Source organism: Bacillus sp. FSL L8-0199, assembly GCF_038005705.1.
In the GTDB taxonomy this organism is placed as follows: domain Bacteria; phylum Bacillota; class Bacilli; order Bacillales; family Bacillaceae_G; genus Bacillus_A; species Bacillus_A cereus.
Genome location: NZ_JBBOTS010000003.1, coordinates 1 through 20,615, shown reverse-complemented (window position 1 = coordinate 20,615; position 20,615 = coordinate 1). Strand labels below are relative to the sequence as shown.

Below are 20,615 nucleotides of genomic sequence, written 5' to 3'. Positions count from 1 at the left end.
ACGGAGGAAGATTATTTGAAGAAGAATAAAGAACGAAATTCATATTATATAAGAGAATATACTTTGCGGGATAAAAGTATAAAATCCATTAAAGTGGAACCCTGGCGTTCGTTTAAAGAGGAAATGAAGGTGCTTGGTATTAATGACAGTGACATTTTTCAAATTCAACTAATCGAAAAGCGAGTGTGAATTAAAAACCTTGAAAATATCAAATAATCATAAAAAAGAGTCCTTATTATTAGGACTCTTTTTTATAGTCTAATTGCAAACTTTTAGTCATTTCGAATAAATAATTCTAAATCAACATTAATTGTAATAAATTATTAAAATAACTTATTTGCATCTAAATCGTAGCCGGCATTTTTTAGCTCTTTAAATAACTCCATGTGCCAACCAGTTCCTGAATCATAGTTAACATATACAACTCCTGATATATCATTTGGTTTTTCAATATTATCTTTAACTAATGCACAAACATTGGATCTTCCCAATTTTGCAATTAGATATCCATGTTCAAATACAACATTTTGTCTAGCTCTTATTTGTAGTTCATCATCATTTTTAGCCTTACCTAAATCACAGGGCGTATAAAGTACAATTCCAAAACCTACATCTGTATTATTTTCTATTTTTTCAATTATTGTTGTGCCACCACTAGCTTGTTCATGTAAAATTATTGGTTTCAAATCTAACCTTTCTAAAAACCTAGCGACGGCAATTTTTACACTCACATCATGTCCATGTACTATAAATACTTTTTTATTATCAATTTCAGTAGATGAAGGGCTTGCTGATAGCTTTGGAAGTTCTTGCATTCTTACTTTAGCTTCTTTTAATATTTCTGTCGTTACATCTTTAGTATATTGATCACTGTCAAAAGCATCCTCTTTTTCTATAAACATAATCATATTAGATGGTAATTCAGCGTCTATTCTGCTTACTATAGCTTTTATAGGCAATTCGGTAGTTTTCACATTTAATCTAACTATATTTGGCTCTTTTAAAAAATAACCGTCGAATTGTAGTTCTTCTTTTTGTAGGTATGGTAAAATTATTTCTTCAATAATTTTATTTTTATCTTCTTTATCATATTCATATAGATGTAAGTTTTTGGTAGATCCAGAAATGTTTGTTACTTCCATGTGCACTTGGTACAACATTAATTTCAATCCCCTTTTTACTATAATTTATAGTTGTGTTAATCTGTATAAATCTATATTTGGCATTATAATTATACTTTCAATTCCATATTTTATATACCTATTCGTATTTAATAATCTATAAGGATGCTTATTTTATTTCAATGCTTGCTCTCTTCTTTAAATCTTGGTGCATAAATTGTCTCTCTTTTAATTATATTAATTAAATAAAAACATAACCTACTCATTTATTATTGCTGACCACTAAATTAGATGCGAAATGTATCAAGTACATTATCTTTTTCCTCTTTATTAATTCCAATGTATCTTAGGGTAATTTGTGGTGTACTATGATTCAATATTTCTTGTAACATAGCAATATCTTTTGTTTGCTTGTAAAACCAATATCCAAATGTTTTACGCATAGTATGAGTACCTAAAGATTCGACTCCGGCAAAATCTCCGGCTTTTTGTAACTGTCGATAGGCCTGTATTTTACTAATAGGTTTATCACCTTTTCGAGAAGGAAATAACCAGGTACTTTTTAGATCTTCAGCGTATGGAAGTACTTCCTCAAAAATGGATGTAATATTTATGATACGCTCCTTTTTTGTCTTTCCTTCCTTCACTTTAAATTCTTTCCGTTTTTTTCGCTTCAGTTTTAAAATTTCACTCGTTTCCATTTTAAGTAAATCACTTACACGCAATCCCGTATTAATTCCAATTAGGAACAAAATGTAATCTCGATCTGAACAATGACGTTTAAGAGACCATTTCATATCTTCGAGCTGTTTTTTGCTTCGAATTGGTTGTACATCGATTAAATGTTGCTTTTTATCCATCTGTTTTTCAATCCCTTTATTTTCAATGATTTGAATGTATACTTTTTTGTCTATTTTTATAATATCAATGAAATTAGATAGAAGTCAATGTTTAAGGGGAAATGAAAGTAAACTTTTGCCTAAAAGTTTACATTGAGGTTTTGGATTATTTATAACTAATTTTGTAATAAATTTCTCAATATAGATATACTTGTTAATTATGGTTTCAATATTCAAAATTAGCAAAAAATAAATTATAATAAAAATATGATGGTTATCCTTTTGTTTACTCCTTGTGCTAAAGATAAGATCCTGTTCCCGGATCTTATCTTTTTATTTTTGGATTTTAGATACAAAAAAGGAATCCTTAATGGGGTACCGCCAGCATTTCGGAAAAAACCCACGCTAAGCAAAAAAACTAGCCTCTGCAAAAGAAGCTAGTTGACGTAAAATTCGTTATTGGAAGTTCTTCAGTTATATATTTTTTGTAGTAATACGTATATGTTTCGCATAAGTTTTCTCTAAATCTCGAAGCGTATATGCCATAGACTGTAATAATAATTGTATATCATGACCAGACTTAGAAAATCCTTTTTTGTCATTTCTATCAATGGGTATTATTGCTTTTAAATATCCATCGCGTACCTCTGTTTGCATTTTTACTTGGCAAAACTTTTCTATAGCGTTCACTGTACCAATTGTTATTGTTGAAACACTAGCACAAACAATATCTTCACCATAAGAGGAATAATTCGCATGACCATCAACAATAAATCCGTTAATGTAATCCAAATTGTTATGTAATATCGAAATAGAAATCATAAAAGATCAATCACCTTCTCCTTTTTTAATTCATGATAAACTCCCATCTTTTCCCTTATTGTATCATTCGGAAGAAAGGATGTATTGCGAAATTTTGGTTGTATAAGATATTCATGCCTGGTTAACATAACGTCTCATTATCGGTAGAGAAGAAAAAAGTGTCTCCTTACTCTCAAAAGGGATTTGCCTTTTTATTTTTCTATGACTCTATGTATCTTTTTATACATTCCTGTTCTAGAGCGACTTTTGGATTCCCTATGTCTCCCTATTTTTTGCATAAAACTTTGTATACTCTTAGCGTGGTTTTTTACCGAAATGCTGGCGGTACGCCATATAGCAATTGTGGTTATAGCTGTTTTGTAAATCAGTTGTTGTTTTCCATGCCCTTAACATAAACAACAATTTCTAATAACAATACTATAAAAAGACTTAATTTCCTCATAAGGATTAAGTCTTTTTTTATCTCCTCTTTATATAAATATAAAACAAAATATAAAAACAATTAGCCTATTTTTTGTTTTTGGAATACCTAATTTCTTAAGTTGATGGGCATGTATGGTGACCCCTTATAATATAATTTAACGGTATATAGTTTGATGGTTCATAACTTCCATTAAGATATCTGCTATTAATTTTCCATTTTCGAAAATAATTTGGTTTTTAGTGTATGGATCTATATACTGTCCCAATCCTTTACTCAACATAATTTCCAGTTCATTATTATCTAAAATTCGACAAGATAGTATGGTAGGGTGTTTACTAAAAGCTCGATAAAAGTTTAATGTTTGACTTAAAGAAGCGGCAAGCGGTCTAAGCATTTCATCATAGTAAGGAATCATATCTTCAGTTATTTTTTCGTTTAAGATAAAATCTATTCCATCATCTTTTATGTCAAATCGAAATAAAAAAATCAATATATCCCTCTCCTTTTATAGCATACAATCATTTTTTATATAGCAATTGTAGAAATGGCTTGTTTATAGATTAGTTGTTGTTTACCATGAACCATCATTAGGACGGTAAATTTATCTGTTGCAAGGATCTTCCCACGTACTGGAACGCCATTCTTTAAAAATACTGTAACTGCCTCTTTTTTCTCTTTCAATTGTTCATACATATCTTCTTGTAAATTAAACATGAAATGCGCCCCCTGGTTTGTTTGTATTTACTTTTCTTCTAATACCTGCTGCTTTTCACTGTTGGATATTTGTGATTCCCATTCACTTTCTATTTTTCTAAACCATTTTCCTATTTTGCTTAGATAATATCTTTTTACTTCACCATTAGGAATCCAAATTTCACGTTCCTGTATTTGATTCATCACTTCATGAAGAATCTCATCATGTTCATACTTTCTAGGTTTTCTATAATGTGTTTTTACAAACTGTGTATATTCTCTACGTAACCAATTAGAAATATGTTGTCTTTGTCTTTGCTTGAGATGTGACCATTTTTTATTTGTTTGAAGGATTTTTCCATTTACTTTTATGTGGTTTTTCATCGACACTCATCCCCTTTTACTAGCAAAACGAATATATCACTATCGTATCACATTTAAATTGAAATACTGCTCTAGGTACATATTTCGCAAGAAATCTATCCGAAATAAAAATAATATCTCCATTTCACATAAAATAGTATCAAAAACAGACGAGACGGAATTCATTAAGCGGATTAATTAGGCACAAAATGAAATGTAGACTATTGTTTATGTAGTTTTTTATTAAACATTACGGTACGTGAAATTATATATTCCCCTTACAAAAAAGCCCCTTGAAAGGAGCACTTATTTTACAAGATATTGTTCTACTTCTTTTAGTAATAGTTCTGCACCTTCTAGACTTAATGTTATCTTGCCATTTGCTAATGCTATATTACGATTTGACACTTCTCCTGTTAATGCACAAACATGACCAGGCTGATACTTCTGTAAAATGATGTCTTCCCCTTCTACAAAAATCTCTAATGGTGATTTTTCTTTTATACCAAGCGTATTTCTAAGTTCCTTTGGAATTACTACACGCCCTAATTCATCTATTTTTCTAGTTACTCCGGTTGCTTTCATCTAGCATATTTCCCCATTTCATTATCAATTTGTACCAAGTTATTCTTAACTATTGTAACAGGATTTCGCCATACATGAGAAACATAATAACCCAAAAACTGACGATCATAACAAGTACTTCTTTAACCCTTTGCTGAAAGGAAATACGACCTTCTTCCATTCTACATGCCCCTTTTCTCTACAACTTTTTATATGTTAAAATAAGAGGGAAAGAAATGTGCCAATTTCTTTCCCAGATGGTCACTCATGTCTTTGCTCTTTGTTTGCTTTTTGCAAATGAAGAGCTTTTATTTTGCATACTTATACTTACTTTCTAACATCGCATAGCGCAATAGCTTTAACTTTGTCTCTCTTTTCAATGCTTTCCACTCAGATACACCAATTTTCATTTTCTATTCCTCCAATAATTAAATTTGTTATTTATATAGCTTATAAGTTCCAGTTGTAAATCTTTCTAATTTGTTTATCGCTAACTCCTTCATGGACAGCGAAGATTTCTGGAAAATCCGAGAGACACAAATCAATAATTGTATTATCAGTTGTTCTTATATAATAATACTGAACAGCCCCTTCATAATTCGAATATAAATAGTATTTATGAATTTTATAATTTAATTCATTTTTCTCTAATACCTCATAAAGCTTATTTTTAGTTTCATCCATTACGTCAAAAATAGTTAACTGTTCCATCATTAACAGCTCCTCATTGCGTAAATTTACTAAACTAACTCTAAGAACAGGGTTGTTTCATTATGTTCATTGGTATGCACATTAAACTGTTTTCCCGTAGCTTCTAATGCACTAAAAAGCATTCTTTTATATCCTTGATCCATAAAATCTACACTTATTTGACCATGATTCATAATAAATTGAAGATCAGCCATCATCTTTTTAACTTTCCGTTCCATATAATAACCTCCTCAATAAAGTTATATAACTTATATAACTATTCTATTACTCATTTTTCCAGTTGTCAATATAAGTTATATAACTTATAATTATTTTTAAAGAGGAGGTTGTAATATGGCGGTTAATAAAGACAAGTACACACAAATTTTAGTGACTTTTACAAAAGAACAAGTAGAACAAATAGAAGATTATTGGCATGAAAATAAGCTGAAGAACCGAAATGAAGCAATTCGTCAGATTGTAGACAAAGGGTTAAGTCGTAAATAATGGCTACCCTTTTTATTTTTCCTAAAAAACCTAAAAACGCATTTAAATTCCCTCTCTACCTTTACATGCGTTTTTATAACAAATATGACTTATTGTATTAATAACCATATCAAAACCTCATACAACTAAATCTGAAGGTTCATTTTTTAGTTAAACTGATTTTTTTCATGCATTCTTTAAACAAATGAAAAAAGAGCCGGATTTTCATCACAGCTCATGTATGAATTGGTTCTGTATGTGTACATGTTGGATAGTAAGAACAACCAAGAAACTTATTTCCTGTTTTATTTGAATTCCAAAAGTCAGCTACTCTGCCTATTGATAAAGGAAGAAAATGAGTTGTAAACTCACTTTCTTTCTTTTTTTTGTTTGAAATCGATAACTTTTACCCCACTTGGACTAACATTATAAGTTATTGTTACAACATGATTAGGTGGATTGTGAGCGTTAGTATACGTTCTATATTTAGCTACTACAATAAAGGTGAAGGTATATTTTTGAAAACGCTCAATTTTTATAATTTTTGTATCCGTTAAACTATACTGGTGTTCTGGTCCAAGTTTACTTCGGATAATCTCACTTGCGTAAGGAGCTAATAAAGTATTATAAGAATCATAAAAATCTTTATTAGATATATTTTCTGCCTTTCCTTCTATTGGAGATGTAAATAAAACCATCATTATAACTCCGCAAAATGTCATTAACAGTTTCCATTTAAACATATAATTGACTCCAAACTTACTGCATAATATGGATTAGATTGCGTAAATAATAGAGGATTATTCATTTGCAGTATTTTTAACAGCGCCTAAATAAAAAGAAAAAGAGCTGGATTTTCATCACAGCTCATGTATTGATTGGTTCTGTATGTGTACATGTCGGATATTGTGAACAGCCAAAAAACTTATTTCCTGTTTGATTTGAATTACGAACGACTAAATCATGTTTACATGTTGGACATTTCCGTGCTGCAGGTGTTACCCCTTGATACACATCTTCAGCCGAATATTCGGGATTGATTTTATTAATCAATTTCTGAAGTTCTACACGATCTATTAGTTTTACATGACAAGCTTCCGCTAATTCTTTCGCCTGTCTTGTATACACACTGTTCGTTACAACCCAGCCCTCTTGTGCCTTGTAATAGGCTTGTGCTGCATATATCTCCTGTACGGCACTGATGCCGACTCTATTTTTCATTCCGTAGCGTTTCGCCTGGATTACAATACGATTTTTTCCCTTCAAGGGGTCACCATATCAAAAAAAGAAAATTGTACGTTTAGACACAATTTGGACACAAAACAACCAGTTCCTTGTACGTTAAGGAACTGGTTATTGATGTTGCAAATCTTTTACTAAACTTATTTATAATGACTTAATTTATTTACATTGGCATACCTGGTAAAAACTTCGCTAGTAATACAATAATTGCCGCTAAGAAGAATGCTTTAATAATGAATAGAATAATAATTGGAATCGATGCTTTCACTTTGCTTAATCCTGCTGTAATATGTAATCCAAGCCAAATTAAGACTAAATTCCATACATAGAATACTTCAATTGTATTACCAATTCCATATGCAAACGTACCTTCCGTAAATAATAACCCTAAACTCGTATATTGAGTCATTCCAGTACCAAAGATTAGACTTAAAATTGTATTCATAAGTCCACCAATAATAAGGACCATATTTGTATAAACTACAATGTTCAATAGGGTTTTATAAGGGGTATCATTCCCGAAAAACATCATAAACATCTTATAAATAGCTGCTATGAATAGTGTTCCAATCATCGCACTAGCAAAGCTTGATCCAATTCCAGAAATCACTTCGGATGTAAGTGAACTTTGTCCAGCCAATTCACCTAACTCTTTTTTCATTTCAAGCATCTCAGGTGAGGTATGTAAAACATACGCACTTAAACCACCTAGGAGTCCTTGTAACAGTGCTACTAAGAGGAACATACCCCAAACTTTCTTGTTTGTTTTCATTCTTTCAAATTGTACCCCAGGAGATGTAATCATTCCAAATAATGATGGCTTTTTCGCACCTACATCTTGTATATTCATATTCGCTTCCATTATAGCGCCTCCTTCGATTTATATAATCCTCTTCAAGGATGATTCAAACAATTTATTCGAACAATATACATGAGTAATAGAGGTACTTATCTCTACTACTCTAGTAAACTATTCGTAGCGAAGTGCTTCAATTGGATCTAATTTTGCAGCTTTATTTGCTGGAATTAATCCAAAAATAATACCAAGTGTCATTGAAAATAATACGCCCCCAACAACAACTTCCCATGAAACAAGTGGTGGCCATTTTGCAAATGTCGAAACAATATATGCCCCGCCATATCCAAGACCAATACCAATTAAACCACCAAGAAGCGTTAACATAACTGCCTCAATTAAGAATTGTAATAAAATTTTACTACGTGTTGCACCAAGTGCTTTACGCACACCAATTTCACGTGTACGCTCTGTAACAGATACGAGCATGATATTCATAACACCAATACCACCAACGACTAATGAAATACCAGCGATACCACCGATGATCATTGTCATAATACCCGTCATTTTTGAAATACCTTCTTGAATCTCTTTTAAATTCATAACTTCGTATTTACCAGTTGTATCACTTGGTTTGCGACTGTTTAAAACATCCGCAGCTTTTTTACCGGCTTGCTCTAAATGATCTACATTTTTTGCTTGAACAGAAATATTTTGAATCTCATCTTTTCCATACATTGTCGGCCATAATGAAATTGGAACGAGTGCTTCTGATGGTCCCATTCCCATAAATTCATTATCTGATTGATAGACACCAATAATTTGCAGCGGTTGACTTTTTATTTCAATGATTTTACCAACTGGATTGACATCTTTAAATACCTTCTCTTCCATTTGTTTATTAATCATGACAACGTTATTACCTTGATCCACATCTAATTCTTGCAGCGAACGTCCTTTAAGTACTTTCACTTTATTCACCGTGAAATACTCACTGTCTAATCCTGTAATATTCACCATCTCTTTTTTATCTTCAATATCAAGAGATTCCATACTTGAATTTGTTGTTACGATATGTGCAATCTCTGGGATCTTCTTGATTTCAAAAATATCTTCTTCTGTTATCTTTGGTACTTCGAGCATATCCATACTAAAAGAATCGTTTATATCAGGACTATAATGAATAGGAATTGTTTGATTTCCTGATCCAACAAATTGTGATTTTAGGGCGGCTTCCCCGCCTTGGCCAATCGCTACAACAGTAATAATTGAACCTACACCGATAATAATCCCGAGCATCGTAAGGGCTGAGCGCAATTTATGAGCTAATATAGAAGAGAGGGCAATTTTCATACTATCTAGTAAACTCATACTGCACACCTTCTATCTTCCGTAATTTTCCCATCTCGCAGTACAATGCGACGAGAAGAATAAGCTGCTACTTCCTCTTCATGTGTAACCATAACAATCGTCGTACCTTCTGCATTGAGCTTCGTGAAAATATCCATAACTTGTTCACCAGACTTCGTATCAAGTGCACCTGTTGGCTCATCGGCCATAATGAACGTTGGATTATTTGCAATCGATCTCGCAATTGCTACACGTTGCTTCTGTCCACCTGATAACTCACTAGGTAAATGTTGCACTCTATCTGACAATCCAACTTTCCCAAGCGCTTCCAGAGCTCTTTGACGGCGCTCTGCTTTCTTCACCCCACCATAGATGAGCGGAAGTTCAACGTTTTCCACTGCTGAAAGACGTGGCAGTAAATTAAAATGCTGGAACACAAAGCCAATATATTCATTACGAATTAAAGCTAGTTTTGACTCGTCTGCCGTTAAGATATTTACATCACTCAGCATATATTCGCCTTCTGTCGGACGATCTAAACAACCGATAATATTCATAAGCGTTGATTTACCAGAACCAGACGGTCCCATAATAGAAACGAACTCACCGCTCTGAATTGTTAAACTAATACCATGTAAAATTGGCACTGCCAATTTCCCTTGATAATACGTTTTAGCAATATGATTTAACGTAATCATTTCTCTTTCACTTCCATTCCGTCATACACGTTGTCGGAAGGATTTTTAACCACCTTTTGCCCCACTGTTGCGCCCTCAACAATCTCTGTCCAGTCTCCATCAGTAGCACCTTTTTTCACATGTTGTTTACGAAGCTTTCCTTTCTCTTCGATATAAACAAATGCATCTTCACCTTTTTCTACAATGCTCTTACTTGGAACAGCAATCATCGTCTTATTTTCTAAATTTACTTGTAAAGAGACGTGATAACCTGGAGATAAGCCATCTTGGCTATCAAGACTTGCTTTATATGTATATTGAGACATATTTTGAGACGCTTCCCCTAAGCTAGCCCCTTGAGCCATCTCTGCACTTGTTGGGAACTCACTTACTTCAGTAATCTTACCTGTCCACTTCTTCTTATTATTTGCTTTCGCAGTTACAGTAAACGTTTGATCCTTTTGAATTTGTGACTTTTGAAGCTCTGTTAAAGTCCCTTGAACTTGGAACGGATCTTTAGAAGCTACTTGTAAGAATGCTTTCCCTTGACCACCTAACGCTTGAGATGAACTTTGTGCTGCATCTTTATCTAACTTTTGGACAACACCAGTGAAATTACTATAAATCGTAAGATCTTTTTGTTTTTTACTTAACTCTTCTTTTTGCAACTTCCCTTTTTCTTTCTCAAGATCAGTTGTTTTTTGCTGCATTTCTAACTCACTTACTTGCTCTTCCATTGGGTCTGTTACTTCTTTCCCAGCCCCGCCATCTTTTGCCTTCTTAATTTCTTTCTTCAACGAATCAATCTTCTTTTTCCCTTGATCATAACGCATATCAGCCATTTTCTGATCAAGCTCAGCTTGCTTTATTTGAAGATTAATTTCTTCATTATCATAAGAGAATAATTTCATTCCCTTCTCTACCTCTTGTCCTTCTTTCACTGCAATATCTTTCACTTTTCCTTTAGTCGGATCCGCATAGAAACTTTCAATATTCCCAGGCTTCACCTGACCAGAAATTAACTTAGTATTATTAAGCTTGCGCTCTGTCACCTTCTCCAAACTTACAGCATCTACTTTTTTATTTTCTTTCTTCTTTCCTTGTATTAAAAAAATATTAATTGCTATAATAATAGAAAATAGTGTAATAACACCAATAATAATTCTTCTTTTCTTTTTAGTAGAACCCTGAACGTTACTTGATAACATAATTAATCTCCTTAAAAATATTATGTAGATATCTACCTACCCATGAATATAGTATAAGAAAACAGATTGAACCAATATTAAACTGATATAAGAAACAGCATATCGATATTGAGTTTTTAGTGGAACATCATTATTTAAATCATCTTTACTAACTTCTCCTTGTATCGTTAATAACAACTGTTCTCCATGTGGTACAGTTGATGTTAATTTAAACATATTAATCTCCTTATTTTTCTCCTGAATTGTTCCAATTAACCCTACGCCTGGATAATAAATATCAATCCCATCCGTATTATTTTCTGATTTATAAGTTAAAGATACTTCTCTTTTTTTTCTTGGAATCATCAAATTTTTATCTGAGAATATTGATTTTGATACTAACAACTTATTTTGTGAATATACCTTGTTTTTGTCCCCTTCTTTGCTTGCCCATGTTTCTATCAGAAGAAGCACATAAATAATGAATATTGTCCAGTTTTTAAAATAAATACTTAAACCAAAACCCATTAAAATAAATAAACCAAATAACGTTTTCTGGATTATGCTATTCTTATAGCCAACTATCTTTAAAATCCAATATCCATCCAAAGGCTTAAACGGAAAAGAATTAACTAAATTTATTAATAAAAATAAATTTAAGACCGCTAGCATCCATTCTTGTCTCACATAAGTTGCAATCCCCCAAAATATTAATCCACCTATAAATCCAATTAATGGCCCACCATAACTAATAAATGCTTTTTCTTCTAACGATAATCCTTTTCTTTTAGTTATAACAAAGGCCCCTAAAAAAGGAACAAACGTAGGGGCTGTAATTGGTATTCCCTTATATTTAGCAAATCCAACATGTCCCAACTCGTGAATAAAAATTAATAAGACTAATCCAATTGCAAATTGCCAAGGATACAATAATGTGTAAGCCCACATAGATGCAAACATACTAATTATGGTACCCCCTATTTTCCCCCATTTAATTAACAATATTAATCCTTTTAATTTGCTAAATAATACAAACACTGTAGCCCCAAATGAACAAAATACGGCAACAAGAAGACGACGTATCCTACTATTTTTTATTTTTTGAAACATTTCTTAATCACCTTTCCCTAGGTTTTAGTCACGATTGGTGTAATATTAGCTTCAATAAATCCGGCAATAAGTATAAATAATACTGAAACCATGATTAATATCAAAGAATCCTTGATAACATTCTTCCTAGAGTTACCTAACATTTTAGTAATTAACCAATCTGAACTTTTAAATCCAACAGCACCTGCAATAATTAATGCAGGTATCTCTAAAACTCCATGGGGCAAAATAGTAAGACATACTTCATACCAAGAAATATTATTCATTAAAGCAGAAGAGACTACCATGCCCACTATCATTCCATTAGCAATAAGCCAGAAAACACTTATGAAACCGAATGAGAAAAATCCTAAAATTATTGCGAAGATAGAATTTAAGTTATTCATTACAAGATTCTTATATTCCAGTTCGACATGCTTATTACTACTAAAAATAGAAATAAAATCCGGATAAAATATACCTATGGTAAAACTAACAAAATAAATTAGTATTGAGATAATAAAAACGACTCTATTTCTATATAAAATAGTCTTCATTTTATTCCCTCCATAGATGTGACAACTAAAGTTTCAAAATCTTTTTTTAAATTCTCCAGGTCATTATACTCAACATTAAGATTCCCATCGCTTAATACACCAACTCGATTACAAAAATGTTGTGCCAATTCTAATATATGTGTTGTAATTATTACTGCATTTCCTTCTTTAGCATAATTTTTTAAAAAATCCTTCATAAATTTTGCACTTGGTGGATCAAATCCAGTCATAGGTTCATCTAAAATTAATACACGTGGTTTTGTTATTAAAGCACCGGCTATTGCTAATTTTTGCTTCATACCATGGGAATAAGTTGTAACCATTGCATCTGCACTTTCTAGTAGTCCTACTAACTTGAGATTTTCTTCTACTAAATCTCTTTTTCTCTCCCGTTCAATTTCCCATAGATCACCCAAAAAATTCAAATATTCCCTTCCTGATAAATAACCATATAAAAATGGAATATCTGGCACATACCCTAACATTTTTTTATATTCACTTGGATATTTGCTTAATGAATATCCAGCCACTTCAATTTTCCCTTCATCTATACTTGTTAACCCTGCAATAACACGAAGCAAAGTTGATTTTCCAGCCCCATTTGATCCTAAAATGCCATAAACTTCTCCTTCATTAATTTCTAAAGAAACCTTTTTTAGTATTTTTCTTTCACTCAAAGATTTTTCAACTTCGTTCAAAATTAATAGGCTCAACGAATTCCCTCCCAATGTTTAGTTCCTTTCTTATTAATTAACGCAAGACTAATTGATACCATAATTCCGCCGATAACTAAGTACCAAATTATTAATAAACACTGCATTATTAAAAGTGAAATACTATTAAAATGATACAAGGCTACGAATCCTCCAGCTCCTTGTAATATCAACATCAAATAAATCGTAGACAATATATTCCCAAGCCACACTGCCCGTCTCGATCTTCCAATTTCAAAATAATGCTCCCAATCAAATTTAGGGTAGATAGCTGTTACTCCTACTTGAATACATCCATACGTTATAGAAAATATAAAAATTAAACATATACATGTAATAATCATACTTACAGAAAAAGTAAAAAATGGTAATGCAATTATGATAAATCCGAGATTAAATACCAATAGACAACACACATGTAATATTAATTTTGACCAAAATAATTTTTGTGGTTGTACTCCCTTATGTAGAAATAGATTGATGTTGTTTTTCTCTGAATCAATAGAGGTTATTGGTAATAAACCTTCTCCTAAAAATGAACAGAATAGTTTAGACAGCAAGATACTCATGAATATAACTCCCCAGTATCCAATATTAAATTTTTGCCAAATAACCCCTAATCCCATTACGCCACCAATTATAAAAGCAATCACATAAAACATTTTCAATAAGCGATAACGTACCATTTCGCTTACTCTCATTAAGCTCTTTATATCTTTATTTAAGATATAATTATGATCAGATGCACTTTTAGCAACTAAATTTTCACATAACTTATAGATCCAAAAATTATTTTTCAATGTTCCATCCATTACAAGACTAAACATTGGTTTTATATCTGCATATTTTGTTAACCTTAAAAAATAGCTAAAAACTAAAATAGAGCAAATTATCAATATGGCGAACCAAGTTAAAAATGTAATTTGATTACCTTTAATTAATGATTCCAAGCAATAAACATACCAGTTAGTTGGAATCATTATATTTTTTGCTAATCCTGTTACAAAATCAAATAAAACCTCTATGGTAAGTTCCTTATTAAAAAATAACCAAAAAACAGAAAGAACTACCGTACATCCCATTACAATAATAAAAATGACATTACTAACTATTCGAATAGCTGTTAAGTTCCACTGACGAATAACTTTGTAACCATAAAACCCAACTATGCCTGTGAATCCCAGATAAAAAATATAATATAGACATGTAACTATAGGTCCAAACAATAATACAAGTACATTTTCTCCAAATATCCAAGTAGATGCTATGCATACAGGCTCAACTATAAAAATAATTAAAAACACCATATTAAATAGTTTGGTTGAAACAAAGCGATTAATAATAAAAAGAAACTTAGGTGTAGGGCTACGAACTATAATTTCAAAATCTTCTGGTTGTATTGCACGTTCATAAGATTGTATAGTACCAATACATCCAGAAATAAAATGAAATAAAACAATGCTACTTATAACAGGTAGAACTATACTCTCATTTAGTACATCTTTAGAGAGTAGTTCAAATAGTAGGCAAATAAAAGCAATTACTGAAATGAACATTAAGGTTCCAAAAACAGCAATTGCAATAAATATATATTTTTTGGGTTGCCCCTTTATTAAATTACTAGGCATTACAGAAATAAGGCGATTAAATAGTCTTTTTAAATCGACAAGATAAATTACCCAAAATATTCTTATGTAATTAAGAATGTTCCTCAATGAAGCATTCACCTCTATACCGAATTTTTATAATAAAAGCAATTAAATGTTACTATCTTAATTACATAAGATAATTAGGATAATAATATTTTAATTACTAAAAGAATGATAGATATTATGGAAGCTTTTAACCAAGAAATTTCATGGATAACATTTAATGCAATAATTATTAGTAATGTCGTCCATATAGAGAATGGATCAAAGAGGCTTAAATAAATATTTTTTTCAACTAAAAAACCTTTAATAAATTCAGAAAAATCAGAGCCCATAACAAAACTAAAAATTATAATTCCTATAGCTTTAATTGCACTTGGGATACTAACAAACATAAACAATGAAGTTGTTTGTCTTATACTCCCTTTCCCTAACATTGGAATACACATTAGATGCAGGATTATTGCCCCTAAGAATAAAGCCATGATAGTCTGAAATATTGAAAATGAGCATACCAGTATATACATAAGAGATTTAATTCGACCTGATACTCCGAAATTCAAGTCTGAAAAATGACTTGTAAACATGTCCATCATATTAGGTACTATAACCATATACATTAATATGATCGGAATAGTCGCAAGAACAAAAGGCTTCCATACATTTGGCTTTTCTTTTACATTTTCAAAAAATCTTTTAGGGCTAATAAAAAAATCGAACCACTTTACACCACTTACGTTCGAACTACTTGCTGTTTGTATGTTTTCCATTCATAAATCTCCAATACAATATAATTAAAAGAGTTACCAAGTATATTCTTGATAACTCTCTTTTGTTAATACACAAATTTTAGTATAATACTGCTGCTTTTTTACCTTCTTTAAGAAGTTTTCTCTTCGCAATAGCAACTGCCGCTGAGATAGCTGCAGCACCAATTCCAGCTCCTAAAATTGCTCCCGCTAAGCCAATAACCGCACCCATATCAGAAGCCCACTCTAAAGCACTAACAATTCGACCTGCATTTACTGCGCTAATGTCGTACTGAAGTGTTAAATTGGCAAGACCACTACCAGATAATTGATTAAGCGTTAGTACAGAACCTACCACTCCTAAACCTAATGTACCTGCTAATACTTTTTTAATTTTCATAAAATAACTTCCCTTCAAATAAATTAGTATATTAGTATTTCGTGATTGATAATATCATAGAACCACGATAAAAAGAAATAGATTTTCAAGGAATATGCATTATTGCATATTTCTTGAAAATCTATTTCTTACTGCATTCTTCCAGCAAATCAATCCTGATTCTTTATTTATCAAGTATTAAAACTAAAAATTGTTTTAAAATAGAAATTATTTAAAAATAATAATAAACGCGATTAAAAGTTATCAAAATAAAACTTTATACCTGGTGTACATAAAATTTTTAAAAAAACAATACAACTGTAATATTTATATACTACGGTTGTATTGTTTCAATTTAACTGAATGTACATCATTAATTAAACAATTTACAGCTTCAGAGACTTCTGACCAATCATTATAGAAAACCTTTAAGCGCTCCAATCCTTCTTGGGTTAATTGGTAATATTTACGATCCGGTCCACTAGCTAAGGATTTTTTCATTTGCCCTACAATTAAACCTTCCTTTTGAAGACGTGATAATACTGGATATATACTATTTTTACTTACAAATAAAAAACCAAATGAATCTAACTTACTTTTCAATTCATATCCATAAGTCTCTTCTTTTGTAAGAATATGCAAAATACAACCTTCTAATATTCCTTTTAACATCTCACTGTACATTAATTCACACACCTTTAATTCTTTAATTCAAAATGATGTTATTTCATCGCAAAAAATGTTTAGCGTGAAGGATATCCAATCCATAGTTTCTTCCTCAAATGGAATAATGTTTACAACTACAGCAATTAATTGTACCCCCTTCTGAATCAACTATACAATATAAGTACATCCACTAATTCTTTACTTTAATATAGTTTCCAGGATTTATCTACTAGTTATATGGTGGTTTAAGAGAAAATATAGGTTAAGAAAAATTCGCCTCTTATTTTTTAGAAGCTATTTTTCAAATCGTTTACCTCGTATTCTTTCATTATTTTATAGAAAGTATTTTTCTTCAATTCAATTAACCCCATAAACTGTACCCCTGTTATTTCTCTATTTTTCCACTTTGGATAAGTTTCTTCTATTATTTGTAGTTGCTTTGGATTTAATGTTGAAAGGTTAAACTGAGGACGCCCTAAATGCTTTCCTTGAGATTTGGCTACAGCAATCCCCTCAGCTTGTCGCTGACGAATTTTTTTACGCTCTTGATCCGCAACATAAGAAAGTAAAGATAGAAATTGATCCTCCATTAACCTGCCCATATCTCCCATCTCACGAAACTTCCGGCTATCAAACAATGTTTCATTTTCTAAAACAACAATATCAGCTAGTAATTCTCTTGTTATGTATTTCCATTCCGAAATTACTTCATCATAATTACGTCCCATACGATCTAAAGCATCTATATACACAATATCACCTGGACTCAATATTTTTCTTAATAATTGATATTGTGGGCGATCAAAATTACGTCCACTTGCTTTATCAACAAAAATACGTCGAGCTTCCACTCCTCGTTCCATCATCTTATGTAACTGACGTTGTTCATTTTGTTCTTTTGTACTTACACGTATATATCCATAAATATTTGCCACATTTGGTATTCTCCTTACATTTGTTACCTCAATTATACCACACTTGTTTATAAAGGTATTCATTAAAAATAAACGTTTATAAAATTATTCGTATAACCTTTATAAACTTGATATTTCAATGTTTCATAGATATAGACCGCCTGTTTACAAAGGTATACCTTTGTAAACGGTTAAAAAATCTCAACCTAATAAAGTAATTTTTTTAGACTATCTTTATGTTTTCGCATTCACCAATAATAAGTATTCTGTAGATTTTATCAATACCTAAATACCTCTAAAAAATATATATTTTAGTAAATGATGCTTATTGGAAAAGGGGCTAATGAACATGAAGATAAAAAAGAGGCAATTGGTAGCAACTATATATCCAGGTCAGTTATTTAGTACTGCAACTTTACCCGAAGGCACGAGTTTTTTGAAATGGGAATTAGCAGGTAGCGGTGATTTAGATGATATTCTTTTTGACGTAATGGAAGATAAATTCTGGGACATAGATGACCTTATTTTTAGTGATGTTTTACATGAAAATCGAACTGAAGTAGTACAAAATAAAGAACTCTACATTGATAATGTTCGGAATGCTACATCATTAGTTGGAATAAACATATATGCTTTAATTTATGAATAAAGACGCCGCAATATTTCTCAATACCCATTTTTTTCTACAAATTGTATATTTTAGTTAGGTTGCTGTAGTAACCTAACTAAAATATATTTATTATGAAATGGGGAATGGATATGGAAACAAAAGCGACAGTAGAGATTGCAAGAGTAAGATCAGGTAAAGAGCCACAACCAGGACAGAAAAATCGTTCAAGTGGTAACTTTAGTACTGAGAATCTTCCTGCAGGAACAAAATACTTGAAATGGGAGGTTATAGGTGGCGGAGATCCAGATTTTATTAGCTTTAATGTAATGGAAGATAAGTCGGCTGCAACGGATCCTACTCATTTCTCGGGTGTATTAAGCGGCAATCGCACAAGTGTTATATCTAAAAGATCCCTTTATATTGCCAATCCTAAGAATGCTACATCTGAATTTACTGTAATCGTATCTGCCATGGTTCAATAAGTAAAATCAAAAAAGAGACTACGAAATATTTTTTTAGTCTCTTTTTTATCGGTTACTTCGTCGTTCTTTCTATTTAACTTATTTAGAAAGAATAAGATTTTTTGATACTTGGGAGAATAAAGTTTCTTATGTCGACGGACACGGGAACCTAATACATAAAGAATCTTCCTGTGATTTTCTCAATATAGGTGTATCTTATGATTAATAAGAAAATTCGAATGTATGTTACAGCTGTATGAGGAAAGGTTTTTGATTGAATAGGGAAAGATAATATAGGGAGGAATAAAACATGTCTTTGAAAAAGAAATTAGGTGTGGGAGTGGTTTCAGCCGCTCTTGGTTTATCTTTAATTGGTGGAGGGACATATGCTTATTTTAGTGATCAAGTTGTGACAAATAACGCATTAGCCGCGGGGACATTAGATCTTGCTATGCAGCCTACCACTTCTCTTAATTTAGATAATTTAAAACCTGGGGATAAAATTTTAAAGAAATTCAATTTAAAAAATAGTGGTACGTTAGATATTAAAGATGTTCTAATGAAAGTAGATTATACCGTGAACGATTTAAAACGAGATAATCAGGAAGATGATTTCGGTAAACATATTAAAGTACAATTTCTTTGGGATTGGGATCCAGCTAAAAGTCCTATATACGAAACAACTCTTGCAGAATTAAAATCACAAAATCCGGAAGTCACGTCCCATAAAATATTCCTTTCAAAATGGGCAGAGACGGGTGGATTAAAGGTGGGTAAGATGGATTGGTTCTGGATAAAGTTTATCTTTGAAGACAATAAAATGGACCAGAATATGTTCCAGGGAGATAGTATTGCGCTGAAAATGGAGTTCCAAGCGAATCAAACAGAAGGACAAGAAAGATAATATTACAAGACCCATATATGGAAAATCTAAGACTTCTAAGACCTAACATTTTAGAAGTCTTATTTTCATATTTCAAATCGGAGTAATATTTATGAAAAAAGAGTAAGTTACAAGAATATCAACGCTTTCTAGCTATAATATTATCAGTTCTGTTGCAAATTTTATTTTCGTTTATATAGGTCTCATCCAATTTCCAAGATAATTGTATTTTTTATTTTTTTCTTCCAAATTTGATAGCTAAGGTTTCCGTATTCATGAACCTAGCACATGATAGTTGTTGGGTGAATTGAGATTCCACGTTCTTTTAAAAATTTCAGAGACATCACGATAAGTTAAAGAAAAATGACAGTAGTAGCCGACAGCTATTAAAATAATATCTTGCTTGAACTGTTTTCCTTTAAAATATCTCATTTATGTCTTTCCTTACGACTTTTTCTAGAATGTAGTTTCATTTAGAAAACTTTAAAACAAAATCCTTTATTAATTATTCGAGTTATCATGTCAATTAAATTATGTTTAATAATATTAAGATTTATTTATATATCCTCTGAATGAACTTTTCAAATATATATTTGGATACAAATCATTAATCATTGCGTATGGACTTCCATTCCAGTATCTTACTACTGGTGTCCATAGTCTATGCCTTTTTAACCACTTCATTGTG

At 31.5% G+C, this 20,615-nt stretch carries 27 protein-coding genes and 4 pseudogenes; 5 read left to right on the top strand and 26 right to left on the bottom strand.

Annotation, left to right across the window (positions count from 1 at the left end; genetic code table 11):
• Window positions 1–15: 15 nt before the first annotated feature.
• Window positions 16–189, top strand: a complete 174-nt coding sequence (locus NST86_RS30515) for a hypothetical protein (RefSeq protein WP_166669690.1) — start codon at window positions 16–18, stop codon at window positions 187–189.
• Window positions 190–323: 134 nt separating this feature from the next.
• Here the strand turns inward: NST86_RS30515 and NST86_RS30510 are convergent, their stop codons facing one another.
• From NST86_RS30510 to NST86_RS30470, 9 genes are all read right to left on the bottom strand, one after another.
• Window positions 324–1,160: a TIR domain-containing protein gene (locus NST86_RS30510; protein WP_086423985.1), complete on the bottom strand. Its 837-nt coding sequence runs from the start codon at window positions 1,158–1,160 to the stop codon at window positions 324–326.
• 248 nt (window positions 1,161–1,408) lie between these two features.
• Entirely contained in the window at window positions 1,409–1,981 is a 573-nt protein-coding gene (locus NST86_RS30505; protein WP_086423986.1) for a tyrosine-type recombinase/integrase, read from the bottom strand.
• Between the two features lie 453 nt (window positions 1,982–2,434).
• The gene (locus NST86_RS30500; RefSeq protein WP_000623657.1) at window positions 2,435–2,782 is read right to left on the bottom strand and encodes a ribosomal-processing cysteine protease Prp; all 348 of its coding nucleotides are present in this window, start codon (window positions 2,780–2,782) and stop codon (window positions 2,435–2,437) included.
• A gap of 578 nt (window positions 2,783–3,360) precedes the next feature.
• The gene (locus NST86_RS30495; RefSeq protein WP_086424302.1) at window positions 3,361–3,696 is read right to left on the bottom strand and encodes a hypothetical protein; all 336 of its coding nucleotides are present in this window, start codon (window positions 3,694–3,696) and stop codon (window positions 3,361–3,363) included.
• Window positions 3,697–3,731: 35 nt separating this feature from the next.
• Window positions 3,732–3,920, bottom strand: a complete 189-nt coding sequence (hfq, locus tag NST86_RS30490; protein ID WP_086424301.1) for an RNA chaperone Hfq — start codon at window positions 3,918–3,920, stop codon at window positions 3,732–3,734.
• A 27-nt stretch (window positions 3,921–3,947) separates the two neighbouring features.
• A complete protein-coding gene (locus NST86_RS30485) occupies window positions 3,948–4,283 on the bottom strand; it encodes a hypothetical protein (RefSeq protein WP_000788513.1) in 336 nt (111 codons plus the stop codon).
• A gap of 285 nt (window positions 4,284–4,568) precedes the next feature.
• A complete protein-coding gene (locus NST86_RS30480; RefSeq protein WP_002193623.1) occupies window positions 4,569–4,847 on the bottom strand; it encodes an AbrB/MazE/SpoVT family DNA-binding domain-containing protein in 279 nt (92 codons plus the stop codon).
• A 429-nt stretch (window positions 4,848–5,276) separates the two neighbouring features.
• Window positions 5,277–5,540, bottom strand: coding sequence for a hypothetical protein (locus NST86_RS30475; RefSeq protein ID WP_086424300.1), 264 nt, complete (start codon window positions 5,538–5,540; stop codon window positions 5,277–5,279).
• 26 nt (window positions 5,541–5,566) lie between these two features.
• Window positions 5,567–5,755 (bottom strand): hypothetical protein, encoded by a 189-nt coding sequence (locus NST86_RS30470; RefSeq protein ID WP_002204218.1) that lies wholly within the window; start codon window positions 5,753–5,755, stop codon window positions 5,567–5,569.
• A 115-nt stretch (window positions 5,756–5,870) separates the two neighbouring features.
• Here NST86_RS30470 and NST86_RS30465 point away from each other — a divergent pair, with 115 nt between their 5' ends.
• Window positions 5,871–6,023: a hypothetical protein gene (locus NST86_RS30465; protein ID WP_176343007.1), complete on the top strand. Its 153-nt coding sequence runs from the start codon at window positions 5,871–5,873 to the stop codon at window positions 6,021–6,023.
• 214 nt (window positions 6,024–6,237) lie between these two features.
• On the opposite strand, the pseudogene NST86_RS30460 reads toward NST86_RS30465, so the two are convergent.
• The 15 genes and pseudogenes from NST86_RS30460 to NST86_RS30390 form a co-directional block, all read right to left on the bottom strand.
• Window positions 6,238–6,318 (bottom strand): annotated as a pseudogene (locus tag NST86_RS30460) (restriction endonuclease); the annotation flags it as partial.
• Window positions 6,319–6,370: 52 nt separating this feature from the next.
• The gene (locus tag NST86_RS30455) at window positions 6,371–6,745 is read right to left on the bottom strand and encodes a DUF3888 domain-containing protein (RefSeq protein ID WP_086424299.1); all 375 of its coding nucleotides are present in this window, start codon (window positions 6,743–6,745) and stop codon (window positions 6,371–6,373) included.
• Window positions 6,746–6,869: 124 nt separating this feature from the next.
• A pseudogene (locus tag NST86_RS30450) lies at window positions 6,870–7,268 on the bottom strand (restriction endonuclease); the annotation flags it as partial.
• 139 nt (window positions 7,269–7,407) lie between these two features.
• Entirely contained in the window at window positions 7,408–8,106 is a 699-nt protein-coding gene (locus NST86_RS30445; protein WP_016123847.1) for a Yip1 family protein, read from the bottom strand.
• Window positions 8,107–8,214: 108 nt separating this feature from the next.
• Window positions 8,215–9,414 carry an ABC transporter permease gene (locus NST86_RS30440; protein WP_000054395.1) on the bottom strand — a complete coding sequence of 400 codons (1,200 nt, stop codon included), beginning with the start codon at window positions 9,412–9,414 and terminating at the stop codon, window positions 8,215–8,217.
• Complete coding sequence (locus NST86_RS30435) at window positions 9,411–10,091, bottom strand: ABC transporter ATP-binding protein (protein WP_086423628.1); 681 nt, start codon at window positions 10,089–10,091, stop codon at window positions 9,411–9,413. Before NST86_RS30435 ends, NST86_RS30440 begins: the two co-directional genes overlap by 4 nt.
• A complete protein-coding gene (locus NST86_RS30430) occupies window positions 10,088–11,278 on the bottom strand; it encodes an efflux RND transporter periplasmic adaptor subunit (RefSeq protein WP_086423627.1) in 1,191 nt (396 codons plus the stop codon). The genes NST86_RS30435 and NST86_RS30430 overlap by 4 nt, the downstream gene beginning before the upstream one ends.
• A gap of 36 nt (window positions 11,279–11,314) precedes the next feature.
• The gene (locus NST86_RS30425; protein WP_000486722.1) at window positions 11,315–12,367 is read right to left on the bottom strand and encodes a site-2 protease family protein; all 1,053 of its coding nucleotides are present in this window, start codon (window positions 12,365–12,367) and stop codon (window positions 11,315–11,317) included.
• A 17-nt stretch (window positions 12,368–12,384) separates the two neighbouring features.
• Entirely contained in the window at window positions 12,385–12,903 is a 519-nt protein-coding gene (locus NST86_RS30420) for a stage II sporulation protein M (protein WP_000849261.1), read from the bottom strand.
• Window positions 12,900–13,616, bottom strand: a complete 717-nt coding sequence (locus NST86_RS30415) for an ABC transporter ATP-binding protein (protein WP_086423626.1) — start codon at window positions 13,614–13,616, stop codon at window positions 12,900–12,902. Before NST86_RS30415 ends, NST86_RS30420 begins: the two co-directional genes overlap by 4 nt.
• Window positions 13,613–15,331, bottom strand: a complete 1,719-nt coding sequence (locus NST86_RS30410) for a hypothetical protein (RefSeq protein WP_086423625.1) — start codon at window positions 15,329–15,331, stop codon at window positions 13,613–13,615. The genes NST86_RS30415 and NST86_RS30410 overlap by 4 nt, the downstream gene beginning before the upstream one ends.
• 74 nt (window positions 15,332–15,405) lie before the next feature.
• Entirely contained in the window at window positions 15,406–16,035 is a 630-nt protein-coding gene (locus NST86_RS30405; protein ID WP_000428008.1) for a Yip1 family protein, read from the bottom strand.
• Window positions 16,036–16,114: 79 nt separating this feature from the next.
• Complete coding sequence (locus NST86_RS30400) at window positions 16,115–16,414, bottom strand: uberolysin/carnocyclin family circular bacteriocin (RefSeq protein ID WP_000694486.1); 300 nt, start codon at window positions 16,412–16,414, stop codon at window positions 16,115–16,117.
• A gap of 306 nt (window positions 16,415–16,720) precedes the next feature.
• Entirely contained in the window at window positions 16,721–17,077 is a 357-nt protein-coding gene (locus NST86_RS30395) for a PadR family transcriptional regulator (RefSeq protein ID WP_000286775.1), read from the bottom strand.
• 269 nt (window positions 17,078–17,346) lie between these two features.
• The gene (locus NST86_RS30390; RefSeq protein ID WP_080559836.1) at window positions 17,347–18,057 is read right to left on the bottom strand and encodes a recombinase family protein; all 711 of its coding nucleotides are present in this window, start codon (window positions 18,055–18,057) and stop codon (window positions 17,347–17,349) included.
• Window positions 18,058–18,322: 265 nt separating this feature from the next.
• Between NST86_RS30390 and NST86_RS30385 the strand changes: the two genes are divergently transcribed.
• From NST86_RS30385 to NST86_RS30375, 3 genes are all read left to right on the top strand, one after another.
• Window positions 18,323–18,622, top strand: coding sequence for a hypothetical protein (locus tag NST86_RS30385; protein WP_000694314.1), 300 nt, complete (start codon window positions 18,323–18,325; stop codon window positions 18,620–18,622).
• 110 nt (window positions 18,623–18,732) lie between these two features.
• Window positions 18,733–19,065, top strand: coding sequence for a hypothetical protein (locus NST86_RS30380; protein ID WP_000448097.1), 333 nt, complete (start codon window positions 18,733–18,735; stop codon window positions 19,063–19,065).
• A gap of 289 nt (window positions 19,066–19,354) precedes the next feature.
• Window positions 19,355–19,948 (top strand): TasA family protein, encoded by a 594-nt coding sequence (locus NST86_RS30375; protein ID WP_086423624.1) that lies wholly within the window; start codon window positions 19,355–19,357, stop codon window positions 19,946–19,948.
• Window positions 19,949–20,120: 172 nt separating this feature from the next.
• On the opposite strand, the pseudogene NST86_RS30370 reads toward NST86_RS30375, so the two are convergent.
• Both NST86_RS30370 and NST86_RS34975 read right to left on the bottom strand, forming a co-directional pair.
• Window positions 20,121–20,359 (bottom strand): annotated as a pseudogene (locus NST86_RS30370) (IS6 family transposase); the annotation flags it as partial.
• 114 nt (window positions 20,360–20,473) lie between these two features.
• Window positions 20,474–20,615 (bottom strand): annotated as a pseudogene (locus NST86_RS34975) (DUF4046 domain-containing protein); the annotation flags it as partial.

Coding starts and splice junctions, on each gene's coding strand:
- NST86_RS30510 (WP_086423985.1), bottom strand. CDS start 1,160: ATGTTGTACCAAGTGCACATGGAAGTAACAAACATTTCTGGATCTACC.
- NST86_RS30505 (WP_086423986.1), bottom strand. CDS start 1,981: ATGGATAAAAAGCAACATTTAATCGATGTACAACCAATTCGAAGCAAA.
- NST86_RS30500 (WP_000623657.1), bottom strand. CDS start 2,782: ATGATTTCTATTTCGATATTACATAACAATTTGGATTACATTAACGGA.
- hfq (WP_086424301.1), bottom strand. CDS start 3,920: ATGTTTAATTTACAAGAAGATATGTATGAACAATTGAAAGAGAAAAAA.
- NST86_RS30485 (WP_000788513.1), bottom strand. CDS start 4,283: ATGAAAAACCACATAAAAGTAAATGGAAAAATCCTTCAAACAAATAAA.
- NST86_RS30480 (WP_002193623.1), bottom strand. CDS start 4,847: ATGAAAGCAACCGGAGTAACTAGAAAAATAGATGAATTAGGGCGTGTA.
- NST86_RS30475 (WP_086424300.1), bottom strand. CDS start 5,540: ATGATGGAACAGTTAACTATTTTTGACGTAATGGATGAAACTAAAAAT.
- NST86_RS30470 (WP_002204218.1), bottom strand. CDS start 5,755: ATGGAACGGAAAGTTAAAAAGATGATGGCTGATCTTCAATTTATTATG.
- NST86_RS30465 (WP_176343007.1), top strand. CDS start 5,871: ATGGCGGTTAATAAAGACAAGTACACACAAATTTTAGTGACTTTTACA.
- NST86_RS30455 (WP_086424299.1), bottom strand. CDS start 6,745: ATGTTTAAATGGAAACTGTTAATGACATTTTGCGGAGTTATAATGATG.
- NST86_RS30445 (WP_016123847.1), bottom strand. CDS start 8,106: ATGGAAGCGAATATGAATATACAAGATGTAGGTGCGAAAAAGCCATCA.
- NST86_RS30440 (WP_000054395.1), bottom strand. CDS start 9,414: ATGAGTTTACTAGATAGTATGAAAATTGCCCTCTCTTCTATATTAGCT.
- NST86_RS30435 (WP_086423628.1), bottom strand. CDS start 10,091: ATGATTACGTTAAATCATATTGCTAAAACGTATTATCAAGGGAAATTG.
- NST86_RS30430 (WP_086423627.1), bottom strand. CDS start 11,278: ATGTTATCAAGTAACGTTCAGGGTTCTACTAAAAAGAAAAGAAGAATT.
- NST86_RS30425 (WP_000486722.1), bottom strand. CDS start 12,367: ATGTTTCAAAAAATAAAAAATAGTAGGATACGTCGTCTTCTTGTTGCC.
- NST86_RS30420 (WP_000849261.1), bottom strand. CDS start 12,903: ATGAAGACTATTTTATATAGAAATAGAGTCGTTTTTATTATCTCAATA.
- NST86_RS30405 (WP_000428008.1), bottom strand. CDS start 16,035: ATGGAAAACATACAAACAGCAAGTAGTTCGAACGTAAGTGGTGTAAAG.
- NST86_RS30400 (WP_000694486.1), bottom strand. CDS start 16,414: ATGAAAATTAAAAAAGTATTAGCAGGTACATTAGGTTTAGGAGTGGTA.
- NST86_RS30395 (WP_000286775.1), bottom strand. CDS start 17,077: ATGTACAGTGAGATGTTAAAAGGAATATTAGAAGGTTGTATTTTGCAT.
- NST86_RS30390 (WP_080559836.1), bottom strand. CDS start 18,057: ATGAATACCTTTATAAACAAGTGTGGTATAATTGAGGTAACAAATGTA.
- NST86_RS30385 (WP_000694314.1), top strand. CDS start 18,323: ATGAAGATAAAAAAGAGGCAATTGGTAGCAACTATATATCCAGGTCAG.
- NST86_RS30380 (WP_000448097.1), top strand. CDS start 18,733: ATGGAAACAAAAGCGACAGTAGAGATTGCAAGAGTAAGATCAGGTAAA.
- NST86_RS30375 (WP_086423624.1), top strand. CDS start 19,355: ATGTCTTTGAAAAAGAAATTAGGTGTGGGAGTGGTTTCAGCCGCTCTT.